24 protein-coding genes and 2 pseudogenes are annotated in these 23,325 nt (G+C 54.8%); 8 read left to right on the top strand and 18 right to left on the bottom strand.

Annotated features, from left to right (window positions below):
- The 4 genes from IPP67_03660 to IPP67_03645 form a co-directional block, all read right to left on the bottom strand.
- Positions 1–1,206, bottom strand: a 1,206-nt coding sequence (locus IPP67_03660; protein ID MBL0338282.1) for a hypothetical protein, incomplete at its 3' end; no start/stop codon positions are given.
- Positions 1,207–1,220: 14 nt separating this feature from the next.
- Positions 1,221–1,484, bottom strand: coding sequence for a hypothetical protein (locus IPP67_03655; protein ID MBL0338281.1), 264 nt, complete (start codon positions 1,482–1,484; stop codon positions 1,221–1,223).
- A gap of 313 nt (positions 1,485–1,797) precedes the next feature.
- Positions 1,798–3,141 (bottom strand): HAMP domain-containing protein, encoded by a 1,344-nt coding sequence (locus IPP67_03650; protein MBL0338280.1) that lies wholly within the window; start codon positions 3,139–3,141, stop codon positions 1,798–1,800.
- Positions 3,142–3,181: 40 nt separating this feature from the next.
- Entirely contained in the window at positions 3,182–3,898 is a 717-nt protein-coding gene (locus IPP67_03645) for a response regulator transcription factor (protein ID MBL0338279.1), read from the bottom strand.
- Between the two features lie 412 nt (positions 3,899–4,310).
- Between IPP67_03645 and IPP67_03640 the strand changes: the two genes are divergently transcribed.
- Positions 4,311–5,225, top strand: coding sequence for a branched-chain amino acid aminotransferase (locus IPP67_03640; GenBank protein ID MBL0338278.1), 915 nt, complete (start codon positions 4,311–4,313; stop codon positions 5,223–5,225).
- A 169-nt stretch (positions 5,226–5,394) separates the two neighbouring features.
- Here the strand turns inward: IPP67_03640 and IPP67_03635 are convergent, their stop codons facing one another.
- The 7 genes from IPP67_03635 to IPP67_03605 all read right to left on the bottom strand — a co-directional run bounded on the left by IPP67_03635 (position 5,395) and on the right by IPP67_03605 (position 10,946).
- Positions 5,395–5,619 carry a hypothetical protein gene (locus IPP67_03635; protein MBL0338277.1) on the bottom strand — a complete coding sequence of 75 codons (225 nt, stop codon included), beginning with the start codon at positions 5,617–5,619 and terminating at the stop codon, positions 5,395–5,397.
- A complete protein-coding gene (locus tag IPP67_03630; protein ID MBL0338276.1) occupies positions 5,576–5,791 on the bottom strand; it encodes a hypothetical protein in 216 nt (71 codons plus the stop codon). The genes IPP67_03635 and IPP67_03630 overlap by 44 nt, the downstream gene beginning before the upstream one ends.
- 54 nt (positions 5,792–5,845) lie before the next feature.
- Complete coding sequence (locus IPP67_03625) at positions 5,846–6,265, bottom strand: hypothetical protein (GenBank protein MBL0338275.1); 420 nt, start codon at positions 6,263–6,265, stop codon at positions 5,846–5,848.
- A gap of 376 nt (positions 6,266–6,641) precedes the next feature.
- Positions 6,642–7,004, bottom strand: coding sequence for a hypothetical protein (locus tag IPP67_03620; GenBank protein ID MBL0338274.1), 363 nt, complete (start codon positions 7,002–7,004; stop codon positions 6,642–6,644).
- Positions 7,005–7,016: 12 nt separating this feature from the next.
- Positions 7,017–10,313 carry a hypothetical protein gene (locus IPP67_03615; protein ID MBL0338273.1) on the bottom strand — a complete coding sequence of 1,099 codons (3,297 nt, stop codon included), beginning with the start codon at positions 10,311–10,313 and terminating at the stop codon, positions 7,017–7,019.
- Positions 10,314–10,332: 19 nt separating this feature from the next.
- Positions 10,333–10,554, bottom strand: coding sequence for a hypothetical protein (locus tag IPP67_03610; GenBank protein ID MBL0338272.1), 222 nt, complete (start codon positions 10,552–10,554; stop codon positions 10,333–10,335).
- A gap of 47 nt (positions 10,555–10,601) precedes the next feature.
- The gene (locus IPP67_03605) at positions 10,602–10,946 is read right to left on the bottom strand and encodes a hypothetical protein (protein MBL0338271.1); all 345 of its coding nucleotides are present in this window, start codon (positions 10,944–10,946) and stop codon (positions 10,602–10,604) included.
- 677 nt (positions 10,947–11,623) lie between these two features.
- On the opposite strand from IPP67_03605, the pseudogene IPP67_03600 reads away from it, so the two are divergent.
- Positions 11,624–12,214: pseudogene (locus IPP67_03600) on the top strand (inverse autotransporter beta domain-containing protein).
- A gap of 207 nt (positions 12,215–12,421) precedes the next feature.
- Here the strand turns inward: IPP67_03600 and IPP67_03595 are convergent.
- Positions 12,422–12,751: a hypothetical protein gene (locus tag IPP67_03595; protein ID MBL0338270.1), complete on the bottom strand. Its 330-nt coding sequence runs from the start codon at positions 12,749–12,751 to the stop codon at positions 12,422–12,424.
- A 1,770-nt stretch (positions 12,752–14,521) separates the two neighbouring features.
- Between IPP67_03595 and IPP67_03590 the strand changes: the two are divergent.
- Positions 14,522–14,608 (top strand): annotated as a pseudogene (locus tag IPP67_03590) (DUF2497 domain-containing protein).
- A 1,060-nt stretch (positions 14,609–15,668) separates the two neighbouring features.
- Positions 15,669–16,085: a hypothetical protein gene (locus IPP67_03585; GenBank protein MBL0338269.1), complete on the top strand. Its 417-nt coding sequence runs from the start codon at positions 15,669–15,671 to the stop codon at positions 16,083–16,085.
- Positions 16,086–16,861: 776 nt separating this feature from the next.
- On the opposite strand, the gene IPP67_03580 is transcribed toward IPP67_03585, so the two are convergent.
- The 6 genes from IPP67_03580 to IPP67_03555 all read right to left on the bottom strand — a co-directional run bounded on the left by IPP67_03580 (position 16,862) and on the right by IPP67_03555 (position 19,678).
- Positions 16,862–17,218, bottom strand: a complete 357-nt coding sequence (locus IPP67_03580; protein ID MBL0338268.1) for a hypothetical protein — start codon at positions 17,216–17,218, stop codon at positions 16,862–16,864.
- A gap of 120 nt (positions 17,219–17,338) precedes the next feature.
- Positions 17,339–17,497 (bottom strand): hypothetical protein, encoded by a 159-nt coding sequence (locus IPP67_03575; GenBank protein MBL0338267.1) that lies wholly within the window; start codon positions 17,495–17,497, stop codon positions 17,339–17,341.
- Positions 17,498–17,579: 82 nt separating this feature from the next.
- Positions 17,580–17,882: a HigA family addiction module antidote protein gene (locus IPP67_03570; protein ID MBL0338266.1), complete on the bottom strand. Its 303-nt coding sequence runs from the start codon at positions 17,880–17,882 to the stop codon at positions 17,580–17,582.
- A 9-nt stretch (positions 17,883–17,891) separates the two neighbouring features.
- Positions 17,892–18,173 (bottom strand): type II toxin-antitoxin system RelE/ParE family toxin, encoded by a 282-nt coding sequence (locus IPP67_03565; protein ID MBL0338265.1) that lies wholly within the window; start codon positions 18,171–18,173, stop codon positions 17,892–17,894.
- A gap of 169 nt (positions 18,174–18,342) precedes the next feature.
- Positions 18,343–19,104 (bottom strand): helix-turn-helix transcriptional regulator, encoded by a 762-nt coding sequence (locus tag IPP67_03560; protein MBL0338264.1) that lies wholly within the window; start codon positions 19,102–19,104, stop codon positions 18,343–18,345.
- A gap of 34 nt (positions 19,105–19,138) precedes the next feature.
- On the bottom strand, positions 19,139–19,678 hold the full coding sequence (locus IPP67_03555) for a GNAT family N-acetyltransferase (protein MBL0338263.1): 540 nt from the start codon (positions 19,676–19,678) through the stop codon (positions 19,139–19,141).
- A gap of 464 nt (positions 19,679–20,142) precedes the next feature.
- Between IPP67_03555 and IPP67_03550 the strand changes: the two genes are divergently transcribed.
- The 4 genes from IPP67_03550 to IPP67_03535 all read left to right on the top strand — a co-directional run bounded on the left by IPP67_03550 (position 20,143) and on the right by IPP67_03535 (position 23,293).
- A complete protein-coding gene (locus IPP67_03550; protein MBL0338262.1) occupies positions 20,143–20,727 on the top strand; it encodes a hypothetical protein in 585 nt (194 codons plus the stop codon).
- Between the two features lie 86 nt (positions 20,728–20,813).
- Positions 20,814–21,881 (top strand): DUF1376 domain-containing protein, encoded by a 1,068-nt coding sequence (locus tag IPP67_03545; protein ID MBL0338261.1) that lies wholly within the window; start codon positions 20,814–20,816, stop codon positions 21,879–21,881.
- Entirely contained in the window at positions 21,878–22,672 is a 795-nt protein-coding gene (locus tag IPP67_03540; protein MBL0338260.1) for a hypothetical protein, read from the top strand. The genes IPP67_03545 and IPP67_03540 overlap by 4 nt, the downstream gene beginning before the upstream one ends.
- Positions 22,673–22,690: 18 nt before the next feature.
- Entirely contained in the window at positions 22,691–23,293 is a 603-nt protein-coding gene (locus IPP67_03535) for a hypothetical protein (GenBank protein ID MBL0338259.1), read from the top strand.
- Positions 23,294–23,325: the final 32 nt, after the last annotated feature.

Raw genomic sequence — 23,325 nt, 5'->3', positions numbered from 1 at the left:
CATCTGATCGGGATGATGGGCGGCCTGGTATTCCAAGGTTTGGAGGTCAGCTTGGATTTGCCGCAGGGCGATGATCCGCTGGGCGGTTTGCTGCCCCAAGATGGTGGGGTCTTGGCTGGTGGGCACCGGCGGCAAGGTTGGGGAAGTGAGGAGGTTATAAAGGCGGTTGTGGGGATCGGCGGCCCCGCCTAATTGCCAATCGGGCAAGAGGGTGGAGGCTGCAAAATTATGGGCCAAGACCTCATCCGGCAATTGGGCAGCTAAGGATGGGTTGGTTTGCCAGGCTTCTGCTAAGCGTTGGCTGAACTTCAAGCCATCATGGCCGTGGATCAGGCGGTTGAGGGCAGGCTTGGCGGATTTGGGGATAATCTTGGTTAAGCGGAAGAGATCAGGTAAGGCGCCTGCTAATTGTTGATCGCTGTCTTTGCCATGATTAAGAAGGAAATGGTAATCCGCGGCTTGCAGATCATCGGGGTTGTGGGGATCAAGGGGTTGATCCTTAAACCCCTGCTGGATACGGTTCAAATAAGCTTGGTGTTTGGCGCTTTGCTTAACCGCATGGGCGCTTAGTTGTGAGAGGAGATTAAGGGTGTGTTGGGGTAAGGCCTGGGTCAATTCCAGATCAGCCAGCTCAGAGGGGGATAATTGCCCGGCCTTGCCCAGATAATCATAAGAGCGGTTGAACCAGTTCTTGAGGCGGTTGCCGGTCTGATGCAACAAGGCTTGTTGCTGTTGATGTTGGTGATCGAGCGGTAAAGAGTGTAAGCGGCGCTCGGCCCGTTGCTCAAGCCGTTGGCGGTCTTGTGGGTTTAAGCCCACCAGCAAGGGATTGGTATGCAAAGCTTGGGCGATGGCATGGGGGGCGGTAGCCAATAACAGGTTAGCCTGGTCTTGAGCTAAGGAACTTTTAAAGTCATCCCCCAACCGTTCGGCATCCTCCCCTGGGACAATACCGTCATCCCGTGCGTCTTGCAACAGTTGCAATCCCTTATGCAGATGCCAGGCTTGCTGCTGGGGCAGGGTGGCCGAGGAGGCAAGGGTTTGATGTTTTTGCAGCAATGGCTTTAAATTGCTGGCGGCTGATTGGTTAACCCCTGCGGCCTCATCAGCTTGTTTCTGCAAGGCCAAGCTGTGGGTGAGGAGATCTGCATCCTCCAGCACCTGGCCGGGCAGATATTTGGTACCCGTCAGTTTCTTGCCCTGCATCAGGCTATCCAGCATCAAACTATGGGTGTTGATAAAGGTTGCGGCAGGCTTGGGGTTAAGGCGGGCAAGGGCGAATGCAGCGTGAAATCATCCATGTCCCCCTCATCCATCCCCCCATCAAAGCCGGTATTACCCCACCCCGCCGCCTGCCCCCACCCGCTATTGAGGCTAAGGCTGATGCCGTTCGGGTTAAAGGGTGATGCCTTATCCTCCCCCCAGCCTTTACTTGCCGGATCATCCTGATCCCGGTATTTTGTACGTTCCTTAAACTCACCCATCCTTACCTCCACTCCGGTTAAAAATACTTGAATAGGACTGCCATTGAAATCAACATATGTTCATTATATGTTCTTGTTAACAGCTGCAAGAACCCCCAGGGAAATTCCCTGTCTTGTAATATCAATGATAGGGGATTATAAAAAACCTGTTATATTGCTTCGTTTGTTTCTTGATGATCCCACCATAACCCTTTATCATCCATCACGCAAGATACGGCATGTTTTTCAAACCCCGGTTTCTTGGTTAAACGCCTGCTTAAGCCGCTGATCAGATCAAAATAAAGGGAGGGATCTGCTTATACGGCTCAGGGGTTTATATGGGCAGGCGGATGTGGATACGCAAACCGTTATGGGGTGAGTCATGCAGTTCCAGTTGGCCGCCATGGTTGCGGATAATATCGCGAGCAATCGTTAGGCCCAGGCCCATATGGGATGGTTCACCCGCGGAACCTGTTTGCTGTAGGCGGAAAAAAGGTTTGAACACATTTTGCCGCTGGTCTTGGGGAATACCCGGCCCATCATCATCAATGATCACATGGATCATCTGCCGGTGTTGATAGGCTTGCAGCCAAATATGGTTGCCGTAACGCTGGGCGTTTTCCAGCAAATTGGTGAGGCAGCGCCTGAGGGCATCTGGCCGCAAGGGTAAAACCAGATTGTCCGCGATATCGGCAAGGAGCGAGGCCTGCTGGCGGCGGGCGTTCGCCGCCACGCTTTCAATCAAGCGGCTGAAATTGATCAGGCGAGGCACTTCCGTGCCTTCGCCGCGGGCAAAGGCCAAATAACCGTCAATCATGCGCGACATTTCATCCATATCTTGCAGTAAGGCAGTAATCTGTGGGCTTCCTGCCATCAAGGCCAGTTGCAAACGCATACGGGTGAGGGGGGTGCGCAGGTCATGGGAAACTCCCGCTAGCATATCGGTGCGTTGGCTGATTTGCCGTTGGATCCGTTCGCGCATGCGGCGGAAAGCAATGCCAACTTGCTGGACTTCACTGGCGCCTTCTGGCTTGAAATCTACCACGTCGCGGCCTTTGCCAAATTCTTCGGCCACTTGGGCCAGTTTTTTAACGGGTTTAGTTTGATTGCCCATGAAGATAGTGGCGACCATAAATAAAACCATGGAACTGCCTACCATCCACAAAATAAAAACATAGGTGGTGGAGCTGAATAAACGGCGCCTGGGCACAAAAACCTGTAAAACCCCCGTGGGCTTTTCCAAAAGCAAGCGAATTTCCACCGCTTTTTCAAGCGAGCGGCTGTCAATCAAAAAAGGCTGTTCAGTAATGTCTTGCAAATATTGCCGCAATTGCCGGTCAACCGGGTTATCGCGGATGAAGAGCGGTGATATCGGCAGGCTTTGACCGGGTTGCCAAATAAAAGTAATGTCAGTATAGCTATGTGTCGCCTCAAAAATTTCTGGCAGCTGGCTTGTGGGCAATTGATCCATCAGGTAAAGCACTAAGCCGATATCGCCAGCTACGCTGGAGGTTAGGCGCTTAGTTAAGGTATCCCAATGGGTTTCATAGAAAAACCAAGTGGACGTCACCTGCAGGAAAATCAGCGGGGTGATGATAATGAGAAGGGAGCGGCCAAGCAATGTTTTCGGAAAAAGGCCAGGTAAAAAGCGGCTGATGACAGGTTTGTACCTTTGCATTTTCCGCAGGGTAGTTCGAAAAAATGAGGTAGCCATCGTTTTAATCCCCGATCAATACATAACCGCGGTTGCGCACGGTCTGCAAATAGCGTGGTGCGGCTGGATCGGGTTCCAGCTTGCGGCGTAAGCGGTTAATTTGGACATCAATGGTGCGTGGGGTCAGATGTTGATCAACCAGCAGGGCAACGATCTCCTCCCGTTGCATGGGCTGGCCGCTGCGACTGGTTAACACCGATAATAAATCAGTCTCAGCCGTGGTTAATTTAACGGGGTTATCCCCATCCGTCAGCAACCGCCGCTCCCGGTCAAAGGTAAAACGTCCAAAACGCATCAGAGCGGGGATGTTGGGCGGGGTCGGCGCTGGCTGGCGTTGCAATAATTTCCGCAACCGCAATACCAGTTCGCGCGGGTCAAAAGGTTTACCTAGATAATCATCAGCGCCTTTGGCAAGTCCCGTGATGCGGTTTTCGGTATCATCAAGCGCTGTCAGCATCAAAACAGGTAAAGAATGTGTGGGACGGATGGATTGCAGTAAGGATAAGCCATCATCCCCAGGCATCATCCAATCCAGTACCATGGCATCAAACTGCAAGGTTTGTAATTTCAGGCGGGCAATGTGGGCATTCTCAGCCACTGAAACGATAAATCCCTGGCTGGTCAGATATTCTTCGAGCAATTGGCGTAGGCGGGTGTCATCATCCACCACCAACACATGAGGGGGTGTGGTATCACCTAAAGATGCAAAGCTGTTGTCCATGCCATAAGCCTTTTTGATAGGTGGGATATGAGGGTAACAAAAGGGCTGCAACCATTCCTAACCCCTCCCGTTTGCAATCATACAAATTTATTCGGCAATAGTAAACTTTTGTTAATGCTTCAGGCGTAGATTAGCTTTGATAAAACAAGGCGAACAAATTTTTTCTGTCTTAATCCAACATTTGGGCGAATGAACCAGGGTAATTATAAAGGGCGGTTATATTTGATTAGATGCGGCAGATAGATCAGCTGAAAATTACCTCAAAACGGTTGAGGACGTGATAAAATTAATCTTGCAGAACAGGGGGTGTTGGAAGATAATACGGAAGTTTTTTGGTAAAATAGCACACAGAATCCTGGATATCAGACAATTGATAAAGACCGGTAGGGATTTTATAGGAAGGGGAGTAGTCATGAAATTAATTCCAATGGATGACCGCGATGGATCCATTTGGTTAGATGGTAAGTTGATTCCTTGGCGGGATGCCAAAATCCATGTTTTAACGCATGGGTTGCATTATGCCAGCAGTGTATTTGAGGGTGAGCGCTGCTACAACGGCCACGTGTTCAAATTGACGGAGCATAGCCAGCGATTGGTCCGCTCCGCTGAAATTATAGGGTTTAAGATCCCTTACAGTGTGGCCCAGATTGATGCGGCCACCAAACAGGTGGTTGCTGCTCAGCAACTCAAGGATTGTTATGTGCGCCCAATTGCTTGGAGGGGCAGTGAAATGCTGGGGGTTTCGGCGCCGCAATCAACCGTGCATTTGGCCATTGCGGTGTGGGTATGGGCGTCCTATTTTACCCCGGAAACCAAGGCCAAGGGCGTACGCTTAACTCTGGCTGCTTGGCGCCGACCGGCGCCGGATACAGCACCCACCGCCAGCAAGGCTGCTGGCCTTTACATGATTTGCACCCACAGCAAAGAAGCAGCTGAGGCGCAAGGCTTTGCCGACGCTTTAATGCTGGATTACCGGGGGTTGGTGGCGGAAGCCACGGGCGCCAATGTCTTTTTCAATTTTAATGGCGAATTGCATACCCCCACTCCTGATTGTTTTTTGGATGGCATTACGCGCAAAACTGTGATGGATTTGGCCAGGAAGCGTGGGATTAAAGTGGTTGAACGTGCTATCCATCCCCGTGAAATTGGCAAAGCCCAGGAAATGTTCCTGACAGGAACGGCTGCAGAAATCACGCCCGTTGCGGAATTGGTGATGGAACCAACTACCCATCAATTCCAGGTGGGCAACCTAACCCGCATGATGATGGATGATTATAGCCGTCTGGTGCGCCAGCAACCCTTATTATCGTCGGTTTCTGCGGCGTAATCAAAAAAAGTCATCGGCTAAGATGAGGACGGCCACCGCCGGTGGTGGGGGCCGCCGCTTGGTACAAGATGCGTCCACCTGCGGTTTTTGCCTTAACCCTAGGGATCGGACTGGACAACAAAGGGCAGCAAAGCTGCCCTTTCGTTAAACGGATTAACAAGCAGAACTTTTAATTCTCAGCAGTATTCTTCCAGCCCCTTTGATTTATTTCTTTTTCCATTTGATTAATTATTTCATCCAGCCATTCTTTTGCATCATCCTCTGTTTCAAGCCAACGATTACTTAATCCCATAAGAAATCCAGTAGGTACAAATTTCATACTTCTTATTTTCTGCAAATCTTTTAAAATCTCAGAAAATTCTTTTGGAGATTTTAATTTTTGACTTATTTTCATTAGCGTAATCCTGAACAATTTGAGTGGCAGTTTTATATTTTCCCTTATTTTCTGAATTATTAAAAGCTTCACAATAATAATCTTCTAAAAAAGAATAAGCAGCTGGAAAATATTTTTCAAATTCTTCAAAGGTTTCAATCTCGTTAGGGATAGTTTGGGTATCGTTGATCATTTTATTTCTCCTAGAACGTATAAAGTACGAATTAACATAAAATTGCCAATAAGTCTATTTCTTTTTATTAAGTTCTTTACGAATACTGCTGATATCAGGGCGGGTTGCATAGCTGCTTTGGACAAAGAAATTGCCTTGATCATCTTTTCTTAAAATTAATTGTGCATCTGTTAAATCTTCTATAACTGTCTCGCCCCTTTTAACCCCAAACCCAATAGGTTTCTGCAGGGGATTAACAGAATATATGGTTAATTGATCACCTTCGATTCTTATCCCAGGTTTTTTAATAATTGTATCAACATTAGAATTCTTCAGCCAAGCGTCAATTTCTGCTCTATGATCGCTCATAATTTGCCGCGTAACTTGCGTTAATGTCGCTTCATCATAGTAACTGGAACGATAAACCGAGGTATTCTTATCCGTAGGATCAGGCCAACTGATAATTAATTTTTCGCGGGTTTGCAGGTGACGCAAGGTATGTGCTTTGAAATACTGGTCATTAAAATGAGGATTCCAAGTATGGGGTTCATAATGCCAATTATTATAAAGAATAGATGTTTTACTGACACTATTTAAAAGAGAAGGGGTTTGTGAGGGGGTGGGTGTAGCGGCCTGTTGGCCAGGGGTTACCGTACTTTGGGGGTTGGCAAGATTGGCTTGGGTGCTAGGGGTTAAGGAGTTATTCGGGTTGGCTAGTTGATTGCCGGGGTTAAGGGGTTGATTGCCAATGTTGTTACCGGGCGTGACAGCGCCAGGATTCAGGGCAGTGGCAGGATTTCCTGGTGATCACAGCGGACAAAAAGGGCAGCTTGGCTGCCCTTTTTATGGATCAAGGAAAATATGTAATCAATTAAGGTTTTTTCCAACCCCGCCTTTCGGCTTCTCTAACCAAAGAAGGAATGACATCATTCTCAATCCATTTCTTGGTGGCCGCCGCATCCGGCATCCAAGTGTTAGATTGTCGCTTAATGGTTTCCCAAGAATCCATTTCTTTTTCCGCAATGATTTGTAGGTCTGTGATCGTCTGAAAATAATACTTAATGCCTCCTTCATAGGTTGATTTAGGTTCGGCATATTCTGCAGCCAGATGGTCGTAAGTCGTATAATTGGCATATTCTTGGGTTGCCGATTCCATGAACCCATGGATATACATTAAATATTGCATACCCCATTTATATTCTTCATTCATTTGTTGTTTGCCTTTTTGCATCATTCACTCCATTGTTCAAGGTTTGGGTGGGACATCGGGGAAATAACTGTCTAAATGATAACCCTGTTGGGTTTTGATAAAGCGGATGGTAATACCGGGTAGTGGTTCAAAATATGTTTTGCCTCTGAAAACCCCAAAACCCGTTATCTCGCCTGTGCTCGGTTGATAATAAAAGGTTTCCTTGTCTCCTATATCCGCTTTAGCAAGCCAAGCCTTGATATCTGTCCTGTTATAAGCCATATTTTCCCGCACCAACCGATTAACCACCCCGTCCTGGAACAGGGAAGAGATATCAGGAACCCATGCCCCTGGTTTCGGGTTAATACTGCGGTCTGCAACTTCTTTCCAGGTTTTATCCACATGATCCCTATATCCATGGCCCCCTAGAGCATCCTGGTCAATCAATTGCCAATCATTGTCTCCCAACCTGTCCTCCCAATCAGATAATTTACGCTGCCGATTGATTTCTGCCTGTGAACTATAGCTTGGTCTAGGTGGTGGCGGAGTGGTATCATGGATAGAAGGCGGGTTAGCAGCAGTATATACTGTTCTTTTAACGTTCTGTAAAGGGTTTTGTGAGGAGTTGGGTGTAGTGGCCTGTTGGCCAGGGGTTACCGTACTTTGGGGGTTGGCAAGATTGGCTTGGCCAGGGGTTAAGGAGTTATTCGGGTTGGCTAGTTGATTGCCGGGGTTAAGGGGTTGATTGCCAATGTTGTTACCGGGCGTGACAGCGCCAGGATTCAGGGCAGTGGCGGGATTGCCTGGGGTTGAGGGGTGGCCTGGGGTGGTTGCCGTATTGGGCAAGCCATTACTTGGGTTGGTGGGGATAGTTGGGATATTTGTATTGCCCTGGCTTGGGTGGATATTTGGGTTGGTTTTTGCCCCATTACCGCTGGCCGCATTCATGGCGCGTGTCCGGCGGGGTTTATAGATACCCGCCAGGATCAAGCCCAGCTCGCGAAAGCCCATTTGGGTTAAATCATCAAGATAGCGTTTCGCTTGCTCATCTGAGGAGGCGAATAGCAGGTTTTGCACATAAGGGGCAATGGCCGGATGTTTGGCGAAGATGGAGACAAGGCTTGCGGTGTCTGCAACCCTATCCACCGCTTGGGTGACGGTAACCAATCCCTGCATCGCTTCAGCAGTGGCGGCGGCGGCAGTCGCCGCAATCTTCGACCCAGCCACCCTGGCCGCCAGTTGGGGGAATAGGAACTCTACCGCTTTTTTCACCCCTATACTGCCATATTTCAAAGCACCACCTACGGCTCTGATGGCGGGGATTACCATGGCCATATCAACCCCCAGATTGGCCAAATCACGCCCCAATTGCTGGTTGGGGGTAACTTCTTCGGGTAAGAACAGGCGGCCCAAATTATCCAGTTTTTCATCCGGGCGGAAAGTGCGCAGGCTGTGCAACGCCTCTTCGAATTGCTGACGGGAAAGCTGGCCGGAATGATAGGCTTTAATGGTTTGCAAGATGGCATCATAAAGCAGGTCATTCGAGCGGATGCTGCCGAAAGCCCCGGCATTGGGGTCTGAGCTGATTTCGGGTTTATTTAAGTCCTGCACGCCATACACGGTAGCTAAGTAAGTCAAGGACTTCCCATCCATCTCTTTGCCTTCATAGCCTTTGATCGGCAGTTTCAAGACTTCATCCATCCGGGTGATGGCTTGGCCTTGTGCTAATTGCTCGAGTGAAAGGCTTAAGATATGGTCAATCAAGCCATTAACACCCGGATCCTGTAATTGCCCATATTCATCAAACGCTAGGGGGAAATGCGGGGATAGTTTCTGCAAGAAGTCGGGTGGCAGCTTGCCTGCCTTCATGGATTCGACGATGCCGAACGCCATGTCGATATCAGGGGTTTGGGAATGACGGCTGGCATAGGCCAGGGTTGGGGACTTAAACACGGATTCCCGGGGTGGTTCAAAGCCTAAGCGTCGCTGCATTTGTTCCTGGGTCAAAGAAATGATGCGGAGGTTTTGGGGAACGTTGTTCTGGGGGTCAGCCGAGAGTTGGGCTAAGGTATCGCGCCTGGCCTGGATAAATTCCTGCAGCCTGGCCCGCACCGCCTGATCGGGATGATGGGCGGCTTGGTATTCCAAGGTTTTAAGGTCATCTTGCAATTGCCGCAGGGCAATGATCCGCTGGGCGGTTTGCTGCCCCAAGATGGTGGGGTCTTGGCTGGTGGGCACCGGCGGCAAGGTTGGGGAAGTGAGGAGGTAATAGAGGCGGTTGTGGGGATCGGCGGCCCCGCCTAATTGCCAATCGGGCAAGAGGGTGGAGGCTGCAAAATTATGGGCCAACACCTCCTCCGGCAATTGGGCGGCCAGGGATGGGTTGGTTTGCCAAACCTCCGCCAGGCGTTGGCTGAACTTCAAGCCATCCCGACTATGGATCAGGCGGTTGAGGGCAGGCTTGGCGGATTTGGGGATAATCTTGGTTAAGCGGAAGAGATCAGGTAAGGCGCCTGCTAATTGTTGATCGCTGTCTTTGCCATGATTAAGAAGGAAATGGTAATCCGCGGCTTGCAGATCATCTTGGTTATGAGGATCAAGGGGTTGATCCTTAAACCCCTGCTGGATACGGTTCAAATAAGCTTGGTGTTTGGCGCTTTGGGTGACGGCATGGGCGCTTAATTGTGACAATAGATTGAGGGTGTGTTGGGGTAAGGCTTGGGTTAGTTCCAGATCAGCCAGCTCAGAGGGGGGTAATTGACTGGCCTTGCCCAGATAATCATAGGAGCGGCTGAACCAGTTCTTGAGGCGGTTGCCGGTCTGATGCAACAAGGCTTGTTGCTGTTGGCGTTGGTGATCGAGCGGCAGGGAATGCAAGCGACGTTCGGCCCGTTGCTCAAGCCGTTGGCGGTCTTGGGGGTTTAAGCCCACCAGCAAGGGATTGGTATGCAAAGCTTGGGCGATGCTATGGGGGGCGTTGTTCAATAACAGGTTAGCCTGGTCTTGGGCTAAGGAACGTTTAAAGCTATCGCCCAAGCGTTCGGCATCCTCCCCGGGGATAATCCCCTCATCCCTAGCGTCTTGCAGTAATTGCAATCCCTTATGCAGATGCCAGGCTTGCTGTTGGGGCAGGGTGGCCGAGGAGGCAAGGGTTTGATGTTTTTGCAACAATTGGGGTACATGGCTGGCGGCTGATTGGTTAACCCCTGCGGCCTCATCAGCTTGTTTCTGCAAGGCCAAGCTGTGGGTTAACAAATCCGCATCCTCCAGCACCTGGCCGGGTAGATATTTGGTACCCGTCAGTTTCTTGCCCTGCATCATATGATCTAACATCCAGGCATGGGCGTTGATCAAGGTTGCGGCAGGCTTGGGGTTAAGGCGGGCAAGGGGGAATGCAGCGTGAAATCATCCATGCCCCCTCATCCATCCCGCCATCAAAGCCGGTATTACCCCACCCCGCCGCCTGCCCCCACCCGCTATTGAGGCTAAGGCTGATGCCATTCGGGTTAAAGGGTGAATCCTTATCCTCCCCCCAGCCTTTAGTTGCCGGATCATCCTCTCCTCGGTATTTTGTACGTTCTTTTAACTCACCCATCCTTACCTCCGCTGGTTGTTAAAAATAATGGCGGTATATTCATCCGCCTAAACCCATTGTTGGCCAATGGTTTGCCGCAAATAATCCTGCTCCTGCTGTAAGGCCGATTCTTCAAAATGTTCGATCTGCCGCTCCAGCGGTTGTAGGGCGTTGCTGAGCAGGCAATCATCCAATTGCCCCAGTAACTCCAGGCAACCACCCAACCGTTCCTGCCGCTCCAGGCGCAGGTGGTTGGGGGTATCCGGCCTTTTTGTGTGGGTAAGACCCAACAATTCATCATGCAATTGTGCCAAGCGGCCCCGCCAGCCAAGCAGATAGCCGCACTCCGCCAAATAATGTTGATAGGAATGGGGTGAGGGCAATTCATCGCAAGCCACCAATAGATCAGGCATAGGGGGATCCTTTCCAAATTCCTTTATAAAAATAAGAAACACCGGGGTAGTCTACGGGAAAAAATGAACCATAGATGCGGCAGGGGTAGCGATGAAAATGGCCAGGGATAGGCCAATCACGGTATGACAACTGAAAACCGCCGCTTGCAGGATGGAATAGCTGCTGGATACCATTGCCTATTGAGGCCCCCTCTTGGGAGAGGGGTATGGAACCAAACCGCATCCGCCCATGCAAGTGGCGCGCATAAGAACAAAATCCAGGAGATATTGTTCTTTATATGTTCATAATAGCAAATAAAACCTATCTGTCAATAGGCATATTCCTATTTTTTGATCCAGCGATCCTAAAGGAGAGGGGTAAAAATATCGGCTATTCTCAATATATCAAACACTGGCTGTGCAACACTGCCTGTCAAATACTGCCTGTCAAACATTGGCAAATCCCCGTTCCATTTTATACCCCGCATTAATATTTTTGGTAACTGGCTTTATAGAATGTTGGATTTTTCTTTGCCTATATGGGGGGAGAATTTAGGAAAGCGGGATCGTTCATCGGCAATTTATATAAGGCTTTCCTAATTATAATCAACAGAGGATGGAAAGGACACCCCTATGATCGTTTTTGATGCGTCACGCCAACAATTGCTGCGGACAAAATATTCTTTCAAACAAAAATTATGCGGTTCGGTGGCTGCAGTCACCTTGGGGATGGGATGATGGGCGGGGCAATAATAAGCAAGGCCCAGGCCCAATGGGGAGGAATGGGGGTGCAAGGGGTGGTGGACGGTGCTGGCAAAATGGGTGCCCTTAGCAATATAGTGTTGCCGCTGAGCCAAGACCCGCTGGGCATGTTTTATACAACCTTACAGGGTGGGCGCTTCCAGGGTGAGAATGTGGCGAGTTTAGGGTTTGGCTACCGCGCTATGTTGGGTGGGTGGATGGTGGGGGGGTATGTAAGCGGCGATTTACAAGGTTTTAGCGATAAAGAAAGATTGTGGGGGATGACGGTGGGCGGTGAGGTGGTGTTAGGCAATGGCCTGGGTTTGGGCCTTAATTTATATATTCCGGTGAAGAAAGAACAAACGCAACCCGGGACGGGCCATGCCCCGCAAGTGGGGTTTGAAGACCAACCAGGATCGACCAACTGCAGCAACCCCACCAGCACCGATACCAGGGAATGCAGCTTGATGATCAAGGGACAGAAAGATAACAAGCGCGTGGCCTTAAGGGGTGGGGATATTAACCTCAGTTACCGCTTGCCTTTTCTAGGGAATGGGGTGGATGTTGTCCCGCAAGGCGGGGTTTATATGTTTGAAGATGGGATTAAAGGTTGGCAGGGCGGGGTAGAAATTACCGCAGGTCTTGGTGGGGGCTGGATGATTACGGGTGGTGGCCGCATTCGTCATGACCGGCGGGGAACGGAAAAAATCTTAACCGTGGGGTTGCAAGTAAATTTTGGCGGCAGCGCCAGCACATCAACTTATTTGCAGCGGCGGATGAATCAAGCCCCGCGCAGGCTTACCCCTGGCATGACCTATGAAGAAAGGCAAGGGGAGGTTTATGGACAACAGCAGGTTACCGTTGAAGGACCAGGGGGGGTAGCGGTCAGCCGGGTTGAATTTGTGGATGGCAGCAATGAGGGCAATGCCGCCCGTAAAGTGGCGAATATTGGTAATGGCGGGATGGTGATTTTCTCGGGTAGCATCACCGCCCCGAATGGCCAGGCGATTGAAGTAAAACAAGGGTATGTCGCGCTGATTGGGGGTGGCGCGGCGTTGGAAGTATGGGGGGCTAAGGACGGCCAACGCTATAATTTCAGTACGCTAGGAACCAGGCCCACCATTACCCAAACGGATACCTCAACGGCTGTTTTATTGATTAACCAGCAAGGTCATACCGTCATCCAAGGGTTAGATTTGAAGGGTGGCAGCAATAATCTGCTGGTTAGACAGTCCAATAATACAAAAATTTGGGATGTCAATAAACCCCCCCCAAAAAACCAACCCCCCCCACCACGGGCCCCCCCCCCGCAGCGGGCGCACCCCCCCCCACAAGCGGCCCCCCAACCAACCCCCCCCCCCCCCCCCCCCCCCCCCCCCCCCCCGCCCCGCCCCCCCCCCCCCCGGGGGCCGGCCCCCCCCCCCCGGCCCCGGCCACGGCCCCCCCCCCCTTCCCCCGCGCGCCGGGGCCGCCCCCGGGGGGGGGGCGGCGGGGCCCCCCGCGGCGGGCGGGGCCCGGCCGCCCCCCCCGGCCGGCGGGGGCCCCCCCCGCCGCGCCGGGGGGGGGCGCACGGGCGGTCCCCGCCCCGGCCCCCCCCCCCCCCCCCCCCGCGCCCCCGGGGGGGGCGCCCCCCCGCCGCCCCCCGCGGCCCCGGCGGAGGCCACCCCCGCGGGGGGGGGGGCGCCCCCCCCCCCCCCGCCCCCCCCGGGGCGGCGGGGGCCCCCCCCCCCCCGCCCCCCCCCCCGCGGGGACCCGCCCCCCCCCCCCCCCCCGCCCCGCCCCGGGGGGGGCGCCCCCCCCCGCCCCGCGCGGGGCCCCCCCCGGGGGGGGGCCCCCGCGGCGGCGCCCCGCCCGCCCGGCGCCGCCACCGGCGGGCCGCCCCCCCCCCCGGGCCGCGCCCCCACCCCCGGGGGCACGCGGACCCCCCCCCCCGCCGGGCGCGGGGGGGGGGGGCGGCCACAAAACCCCCCCGGGCCCGGGGCCCCCGGGGCGGGGCGGCCGCCACCCCGCGCCGGGCGGGGGGGGGGCCAGCACCACCACCCCCAGGCCCACGGGGGGGCCGGGGCGGCGGCGGGGCCGCGCGGGGGGGGGGGGGGGGGGCGCGCCCCCGGGGGGGGGGGGGGGGGGGGGGGGGGCGGCGCCCCGGGGGGGGGGCGGGCGGGGCCGCGGGGGCCGGGCCCGGGGGGGGGGGGCGGGCGGGCCCGGGGGGGGGGGGGGGGGGGGAGGGCGCGGCCGCGGGGGGCCCACCCCCCGGGGCCCCCCGGGCGCCCGCCGGGGGAAGGGCGGGGGGGGGCCCCCCCCCCCACCCCCCCCGCGGGGGGGCGGGGGGGCCGGCCGGCGGGGGGGCGGGGCGCCGCCCCCCCCGGGGGGGGGGGGGGGGGGCCCGGGGCCCCCCCCCGGCCCCCGCGCCGGGGGCGGGGGGGGGGCCCCGGGCGGGGGCCCCCCCCCCCCCCCCCCCGCGCCCGGCGGCCGGGGGGGCGGCCCCCCCCCCCCACCCCCCCCCCCCCCCCCCCCCCCCCCCCCCCCCCCCCCCCCCGCGGCCCCCCCCCCCCCCCCCCCCCCCCCCCCGCGGCGGGGGGGGGGGGGGGGGGGCGCGGGCGGGGGGGGGGAACACCCCCCGGCACGGCCCGGGGGGGCCCCCGAGACCTTTTCCCTCCCTCCCTCCCCCCCCCCCCCCCCGCGCGGCCGGGGCACCCCCGGGGGGCGGCCCCCCCCCCGCCGGCGCCGGCCCCCGCCGCCGGGGGGGCGGCGGGGGCCCCCGCCCCCCCCCCCCGCGGGGCCGGAAAGGGGGGGCGGCGGTTGCCCCCCCCCCCTCCCCCCAAAACCCCCCCCGGGGCCACCCGGGGGGGCCCCCGCCGCCACCCCCCTCCCCCCCCCCCCCGGCCCCCCCGGCCCCACCACCCCCCCCCCCCCCCACCCCCCCTTCTTCCCTTCCCCCTCCCCGCCCCCCCCCCCGGGGGCCGGCCCCCCCCCCCCGGCCCCCCCCCCCCCCGGCCCCCCCCCCCCGCCGCCCACCCCCCGTCCCCCCCCTCCCCGCCCACCCCCCCACCCCGGCGGGGCCGCCCCACCCCCACCCCCCCCCCCCCCCCCGGGGGGGGGCCGCGGGGGGGGGCCCCGCTCGGCGGCCCCCCGAAACCACCCCCCACCCCCTCCCCCCCCCCCCCCGGTCCTCGGGGGATTTCCCTCCCCCCCGTCCCCCCCCCCCCCCCGGCCAGCGGGCAACAGAGACCGAGCAGCACGGCAGAACAGACAAGCAAGAACACAAACCCACCCACCCCACAACAACCCCAAAACCCCGCCCCAGAACCACAACACCCCCCCCCACCACACCCTCCCTCCCCCTCCCCCCTCTTTTTCCCCCGCCCCCCCCCCGGGCACGCCCCGCAAGGGGGGGGGGGGCCCCCCCCCACACCCCCCCCCCCCCCCCAGCGGCCGGAACGGGCAGGAAAAAAGGCCCGCAAAAAAAACAAAACCCCACCCCCGCCCCGGCCGGGGGAAAGACGGGGGGGGGGGGGGGGGGGCGGGGGGGGGGGCCCCCCCCCCGGACCGGGGGAAAAGCCACCCCCCCCCCCCCCCGCGCCCGGGGGGCCGCCCCCCCCGCCGCCCCCCCCCCCCCCCCCGGCGCAAAGGGAGCCCCCGCCCCGCGGGGGGGGCGGGGCGGGCCCCGGGGCCCGGGCGCCCACCCCCCCCCCCCGGGGGCCCGGCCCCCCCCAGCGCGGCGGGGGGGCCCCCCCCGGGGCCGCCGCCCCCGCCCCCCGCCCGGGGGGGCAAAACCGGGGGGGGGGCCCCCCCCCCCCCCCCACCGCCGCCGCCGCCGCCCCCCCCCCCCCCCCCCCCCCCCCTTCCCCCGCGGGGGGGGGGGATAAAGGGGGCCCAAAACCCCCCCCCAACCCGGGGGGGGGGGGGGGGCCGGGGGCAAAGGGGGGGCGCAGGGGGGGGGCCCCAATTTTTTTTGCCGCTCAACTTCAGCAAAGATCTTCTAAATCTTTAGAAATTGTTGATTTGTTTAATATTCTAAGAACACAAGGAACGACCCAATCTATTCTTGAACCTTTCGGGCAGCCCCCAGGGCTTAGGAATTATGTCAAAGATATTGGGGATGCCTTGTTAATTATAAATCAGCCCAAATATTATCGTGACTCTCCCAGGTTGACACTTGTTCATGATGATGGAAGTATTTTGGGGATAGATGGCTCATTTTTCCGACAGGAACCTCCAAGTTTAAATTCTTTGAAGGAGTTACTTATTCGCTATTGCGAGCAGTATTTAAAATTTCTAGTCAAATATCTAAAAATTAAAGGCATAATAAAATTAACTTTGGGAACCAAAGGGGTTGGCCAAGGAGCCCGTTTTCAAATACATGATAAATTTGGTAGACCGCACGTCGGAGGTGGTGGAAAGTTTATTTCACACACATGATATTACCCAAACAATTTCAATTGACCTTTTGGAATTCGGAAAAAGAAGTATTTCAGCAAAAATATGATGGGATTAAACAAAAAATCATTCGACCATTTTATGAACAAATTTTAAGGTTTACCGGGCTTACGGAACTGATAAATAATCCCGATTATCCCTTTCTTTAGTTTCTTTCGTTGCTTCCTTCTCAGCAGGTTTGGCTTATAAAGTGGCAGTAAGACAGCAGGGCAGGGCTATTAGGCCGCTTCCCTTTTAAGGGGGGTAATCTCTTTGTTGATCTTTTTTTTCCAGCAAATCTTTGGCCACTTCCAAATCATAAAAAGCTTGCATATTCATCCACCATTCTGCCGATGTTGAAGGCTAGCTTCTACTACCAGTTAGTCTGGGGGTTCATTTTTTTTTATCTGATCATTGTTGCCAGGAGTTTGATGATGGGCAATTAGCTCTGCTGATCAGTTGCAAGGAAGGGAAGAACTGTGATGCAAACGGCATGACTGATGGGCAATGGCCAGGGGTAGCTTCGGACTGTTTTTAAGTTGATGTGGAGTGATAGGATAAATAGGGTAGAAGGGGTGTTCGCTAGTTCGAAAACGTCTTAAACAGCAGCGCTATTAACATCGCGCTTTGCAGGGTTAATATCCAGGTTTGTAAACGCAGTTCGCGCCCAATAGCCGCCACGATTTGATGAAAATCAGCCATGCTTGTTCCGACTAAATAGGGTGTTTTATGAGTGGTTAGCTGCTTGTTTCCCATAGGCTCACCGATTCTTCGCTTACTTATGCCAGGAACACTTTCAATAACAAGGCAATCAACATGGCGGTATTAAAGCCCAAAATCCAGCGGTGCACATTGATTTCACCCCTTAATATGGCCAGTTCCTGCCTAACCGCCGCAATTTCTTGCTTGAGTTCGCTACGCAATTCCGCAATGTCTTGCTTCAGTTCGGTGCGAACCGCGGCAATTTCTTGCTTCAGCCCACTATGTACCGCAGCAATTTCTTGCTGCAACTGGTGAGTGGATTTCTCCAAATCCAGTTTGGTCACCGCTTGGGTATCCAAAAACTCAACCAAAGCTTCCACTTGGTTGCGCTTGAACCCGGCTTCTTCCAACTTATAAACGGCAATGGCATTCATGGTGATTACCTTTCCTTTCCCCATATTACCCCAAGGCTATGGAGAAAACAATATTTTTCAGTAAAACCGCTCAACTTTATAGGTAAAACTGGCTTTTAGGCAAAACCCACTGTTCCAAAGCTACCCCCGTTCCCATTGGCCGACGATGCGGTAGATACTGCTGATATCGGTTAGAGGTAACTCCGTGGTTGATTCCGGATTGAATTGGCGCAGTTCCAACTGGCCGTCTTGCTGCCGCAGGAATTGCTTGATCAGGGTATCGCCTGATTTTTTCACCACTCCATGATCACCGCAAAATCTTTTATTCCCCTATTCAGGAGGGATGCTATACCCAACTCCGTAAAACAGCAGGGCAGGGCCCTTACGCCGCTTCCCTTTTAAGCGGGGTAATTTCTTTATTAATCTTTTTTTCCAGCAAATCTCTGGTCACTTCCAAATCATAAAAAGCCTGCATATTCATCCACCATTCTGCCGATGTGCCAAAGTACTTGGCCAGCCTGATGGCGGTTTCAGCCGTAATCGCTCGTTTGCCACGGACAATTTCACTAACCTTGATGGCACTTAGGCCCGTTTCTTTAGAAAGCCTGTATTGGCTCATCCCAAGCGGTTCTAAGAAATCATGCAAAAGAATTTCGCCTGGATATATAGGGGCATGTTTTTTCATAATGTATCCTTAATGGTAATCAACAATTTCCACATCAAAAGCATCGCTTTCGTTCCAATGAAAACAAATTCGCCATTGGTTATTGATGCGTATACTATGCTGATTTTGCCGATCACCTTTTAATGTTTCTAAGTGATTGCCTGGCGGAACCATCAGATCTTTCAGAGTGTGTGCTTGATGAATCTGAATCAATTTCCGTAAAGCAGGGCGTTGAACATCGCTGGGCAATCCTTTGACGTGGAAGCGATTAAAAAGTTCTTCTGTTTTCTTATCAGCAAAGCTTTTTATCATGATGATATTATCGTATCCCGATATAATATTGTCAAGCGATATTATTGCTTGTTCATCAAAAATAGAGAGGAAACCGTAACCAATCGTTATGATATTTTCTGTTGATTTGGGTACCGGTGTTTCTAAAAATGACATAACCTAGAAAAAGAAAGAAGAAAAAGCTTGCGTCTTACCCCCGTTCCCATTGGCCGACGATGCGGTAGACATGGGTGATATCGGTTAGGGGTAACTCGGTGGTTGATTCCGGATTGAATTGGCGCAGTTCCAGGTGATTGTCTTGCTGCCGCAGGAATTGCTTGATCAGGGTATCGCCTGATTTTTTTACGACCACCACGTAACAATCGCGGGTGGCCGGGCGGCTGGGGTGGCAATAGACCATATCGCCGTGGCTGTAACGCGGCTCCATCGAATCACCCGTCACAAACATGGCAAAAGCCTCATTGACCCCCAGAAGTTCGGGCGGTACGGGCAGCCATTCCGCCGGGTTTTCCCAATCCACCAAACTGCCATCCCACCCGCCCTTGGCCGCCCCGAACACCGGCAAGCCGCGCTTACCGCCGCGTGGATTAGCGGCTGCAACGGGGGTAAAGTTTGCGGGGGCAGGCGGGTTAGGGAAAGGGGAGGAAGGGGCAGGTAAGGTGCCCATCTTCCCGGTGAAAGACGAGGGGATATCTGTCCCCCCATCTGCCAAGGCAAAAGGCGGGCGCAAATCGTCGGCGCGGCAACCCAGCAAGCGGGCCAAGGGCGGGCGCACCTCCTCGGGTAAAATATGGGGCACGCCGCGCTTGATATATTGCTGCAAATAGGCATGATTTTTGCCCAAGCGTTTCGATAGGCTGGCCAAATCCAACCGCTGCCTTTTGGTAAGTTCTGCCACCAGCAGGCGGATTTCCTGGGCGGGGTTGGGGGGTGGGGAAAGTTCTTTGATCATCTGGGTTGTCCTATGATTGTCTGTGTGTGTAGCTTTAGCCTAACAATTTGCCCATCAATAAGGCATCTTTATATTCCCCCTGATATTTGCGGTATCGCCGCACCAGTCCTTCTTGTTCAAAGCCCATTTTAAGGTATAGATGGATGGCAGGTAAGTTGTCGGTATAGACATATAATTCCACTTTCTCCACCCCGTCCATTTTCGCCTGGGATAAGGCCGCTTGTAAAAGCCTAGACCCTAATCCAAAACCGCGAAAACCCGGCAATAACCCCGTGACCAAGCGGCTGCGGTGCGCGTGGCACAGGTGGGTTTCCGGGTAAATGCTGCACCAGCCAATCACTTGGCCGCCCGCTACCGCATAATAAACCGGAGTTTTCTGCTTAATCAGCCCCTGTTGTAAGCTTAATACCCTTTCCCACGCAGGGGTTTCAACCAAATCCAAATAGATTTTTTCCCCAGCCACCACCACCAGGGTTTGATAAAAACTGGGGATTAGTTCCGGGGTGGCATAGATGATTTGCACGTCGGCAATCGGAAAAGGCGGCAGCTGCGGTGGTAGGCGGTCTATTCCCATAAAATGGATCCTTAAAATATATATCCTCTATCATTTTTATCATCGGTGGTATTGGGGGCAATGGTCAGGACCTGTCAAGAGGGGGCAGGTCGAAAAAGGCGCCTGGCCATTCCTGCAAATCAAACCGTTCCCTCATGATATAACGATTAGCAGGGGGATGCAATAAAAAAATAGGAACATGCCGCTTGACGAGGCCACAATAGTCCTATTAAATAGAACATAGGAGGAACAAATAAGGGGCTAACCCTTTCAATTGATCAGGAAAAAAGGATCACATACAGGAAAAACAGCAACATCACCTATAAGAAAATGGCGCTAGATAGGGATATATCAGGGTTTACGAGTGATAACCACTTGTTGTACCCACCTTCACGCCAATGGGTGACGGTTATTCCTATTTTGATCCAGGCTATTACCTACTTTGTCATTTTAAGATTGTTATTATAAGATCGGGAGGATACCGAATGCAACCCAAAAGAACCGACAGAAGTTCAAGCTTTCCTACTTCCACCAACCATTTACCCGCCAACCCCTTGTCCCTTAACCCTTTACCCATAAGCCATTTACCTGCCCGTCAGGTCACACGCTTGCCTCAAAAAAAGGTAAAAATGGCCCCGATCAACAGCCGCTTGACGGCGTTGGTTTTAACCGAGTTTGTCAAACAAGGGCTGAAGGATGTCGAGATTGCCAAAGAAACCGGTTACAGCCCGGGTTACATCAAAAATTGCCGCCATGCCTACGGCATTTTCCACAACCTTTCCCCCTATCAAGAAGGTGGTCATACCGCGCGCCCAGTGCGCCTTTGCGGCGAACACAGCAATTGGGGGCGGGTGGCAGGGGCCACCCCCGTCAAATGTTTGGCAGGGCAACGCTACCAAGATGATGAGCGCGCCCGTGAGCCTGAAGGGGGTTGGCGAATGCCGCGCCCGGAAACGGTTGTTTTAACGGCCAGCAGTGCTAACTGGGCGGTGGCCAGCAGCCCCGAGGAAGAGGAATTCCTGGCTGATGTTGCCCCTCCGCGCCCATATCCCCCAAAACCCAAGCGTTAAATCCCTATCCCTTCACATCTCCGCTGCGTCACGGCGGTGGAGCCACCGCCAAACCCCCTATCTCTATTCATGAAAGGAATTGTTGCATGCCGCCCGATCCTGTTTCATTGCCTGATAGCCCTGCTGCCCCCAACGCTGACCCCGCTTTAACTGCCGCTACGCCGGGTGATGCCGGGATTGGTACAGCGCTGCCCTCTCTACCACCCCCGCCGCTGCCAGCCGATTGTGATTTGAGTGATTTTCGCTTCATGCCGCTGGATATCGCACGGCTACTAGGCAGCCATGTGTGGATTGCCGCGGCGGAGGAGCCGAAAATTGCCCATGCCATGCTTTCCTTATGGTGTGAAGCTTGGCGGCAAGTCCCCTCTGGCAGTTTGCCCAACCATGATAAAGTGTTGATGCGTCTCGCCCAATGCGACAGCCGTGAGTGGCAGCGTATCCGACCAGGTGCGATGGACGGGTTTGTCTTATGCGCGGATAACCGTTGGTATCACCCCTATTTGACGGATAAGGCGATGGCGGCTTGGGAGCGTCGGCTTGAATATCGCCACCGCATGCAGCGGGTGCGTACGGGGCGCAAGCCACGGCCAGGCGAGCCAGGTGGAAATGAATGGTCGGAACAGATACCAGCAGAGGGTGGGATTGACCTTCAGGGGAACGCTGCCGTACCTGCTGATGACTTTCATGATGCAAATGAGCAAGATAACTCAATGCGTTCTGTGCACAATTCTGTGCACAGTCCTGGTCACAACCCTGTTGATAGCCATGAACACAATACTGTGTCTCCTCTCCCTCTCTCAAGAGAGGATAGGGAAAAAGATAAGAAAAGAAAAAGAGAGGGAGAGGGGAAAACGTTCGAGCGGCGCGGGACGCGCCTGCCCCCCCACTGGGTTTTGCCGGATGAATGGCGATTAGCGGCAGAAGAAACCTGCACCCAGTTTAAGCTTTCCCCTGGTAACCTGGATTTGGAAGCCGCTAAATTCCGGGATTTCTGGCTGGCCAAGCCCGGGGTGGGGGCGGTTAAGCTTGATTGGCGCGCCACCTGGTTGAATTGGATCCGGCGCATGGATCAATCCGCCCCCCACACACCCAAAACCGGGTTTGATCCGGTGGCCTATCTCGCCAAGCAACAGGCGGGTAAGGGGGCAGCATGAGGGAAAAAGCTATATTACCCCATGATCATATCACCAATAATTTATTAAAGCCATCATATGCGGGTGTCGTTACAACGGATGGGGTTGCCAAAGTGGAGGAGGCTAAGGCCAAAGATATCCTAACCGTGCCGCAATTGATGGCACGGTTGGTGGCCTTGTGGCCGCGGGTCTTCCCAAGCGCTGCTTCGATTGAGGCCTGGGCGGCGGAATATCAGCGCGCCTTGGGCAGCCTTGATCCTGCCCGCTTGGCGCAGGGGTGGGAGGATTTGATGCAGGGCTGGAATAAAGCCGGTCACCCCATGCCCGCCGACATTCGCCAGGCAACCCTTCACCTGCCGGAAGATAGTAAACCCGGGCGTAATATGAAGGAATTTTTTGAAAACACCCAAGCGGGTTCCAAACAATTGGTATGCGATTGGCAAAAGCGGAACGCCCCGCTGCTACAGCAACTGAGGACGCGCCATCAGCCAGCGGATGATCCCCGCAATTCCCAACTCATCCGGGCATTGGAACAATCGGCTAAAAAGCAGGCTTGGATGTTGGCCCAACAGCATTTGGCATGGGTTAATCTTGATCAGATGGTGGAAATCAGCCCGCAGGAGATTGAGGAAACCCGCCTTTATATTGACCGGTTATTTAGGCCAGACCCGCTTGCCCAACCGCTATCTGCCGTGGGTTCGGCCATACCGGTTGGCCAGCCAATGGCGCGGTTGGTGGGCTCCTTGGTGGGGCAACATCACCAGCAAGCGGATCCCCGCCCAATCCGCAATTTAGATAACCAAAACCTATAAACAACAGGAGAAATGTTGATGGATGAATTTTTGCGCGGTACCCCCTTATCCCCCGGTGATGATCGCTGCTATGCCAATCCACCTGATCCCGCAACGGATGTTCCGGGGGTTGTGCGGCTAAAAAACGGCCAAAGCCGAATTCTTGAAGCAAACAGGGTTAACCGAAACAAGCCCGAAAGCAATAAGCTTGGGGAAAATTTCCCCGCCCGCCGCCGGAATCGCCGCCGTGGTCGTAAGTCCCTTGATAAAATCCAGGCCACCCCGCAAACCTTGGCGAAATTACGCCCGGCCCCCTGGGCAGAATGGGGGATAGAATTGCAACGTGCCGCCCAGGAAATCAATTCGGCTTTCCGCCTGATCACGGCGGGCGGCCTGGTGCAGGCGCGCGATTGGCAGCAGCCGATGGGGGCGGGGGTAAGTCCCATTGACCCCCGTCAGCTCACCCCTTATGCCGAGCGGTTGATTAAGCGCTTTAGGCGCTTGGCCGATCTGTTGCCACCCGGTGACCTCAGTTTTGTGATTGATGTGGTGGTGCAGGGGGAGCAGCCGGTTAACGAGACGGCAGCCAAGCGCTTGCAAGGATGCTTGGAACTTTACGGCAAAGCAGGGAAGGAAGGGTAGGAATGGGGGGGAACACCCCCCTACAAAAGGGT

Source organism: Rhodospirillaceae bacterium (assembly GCA_016722635.1).
Taxonomy (GTDB): domain Bacteria; phylum Pseudomonadota; class Alphaproteobacteria; order JAEUKQ01; family JAEUKQ01; genus JAEUKQ01.
Note: the sequence above shows the minus strand (reverse complement) of the source record. Positions and strands in the feature narration are given on the sequence as shown.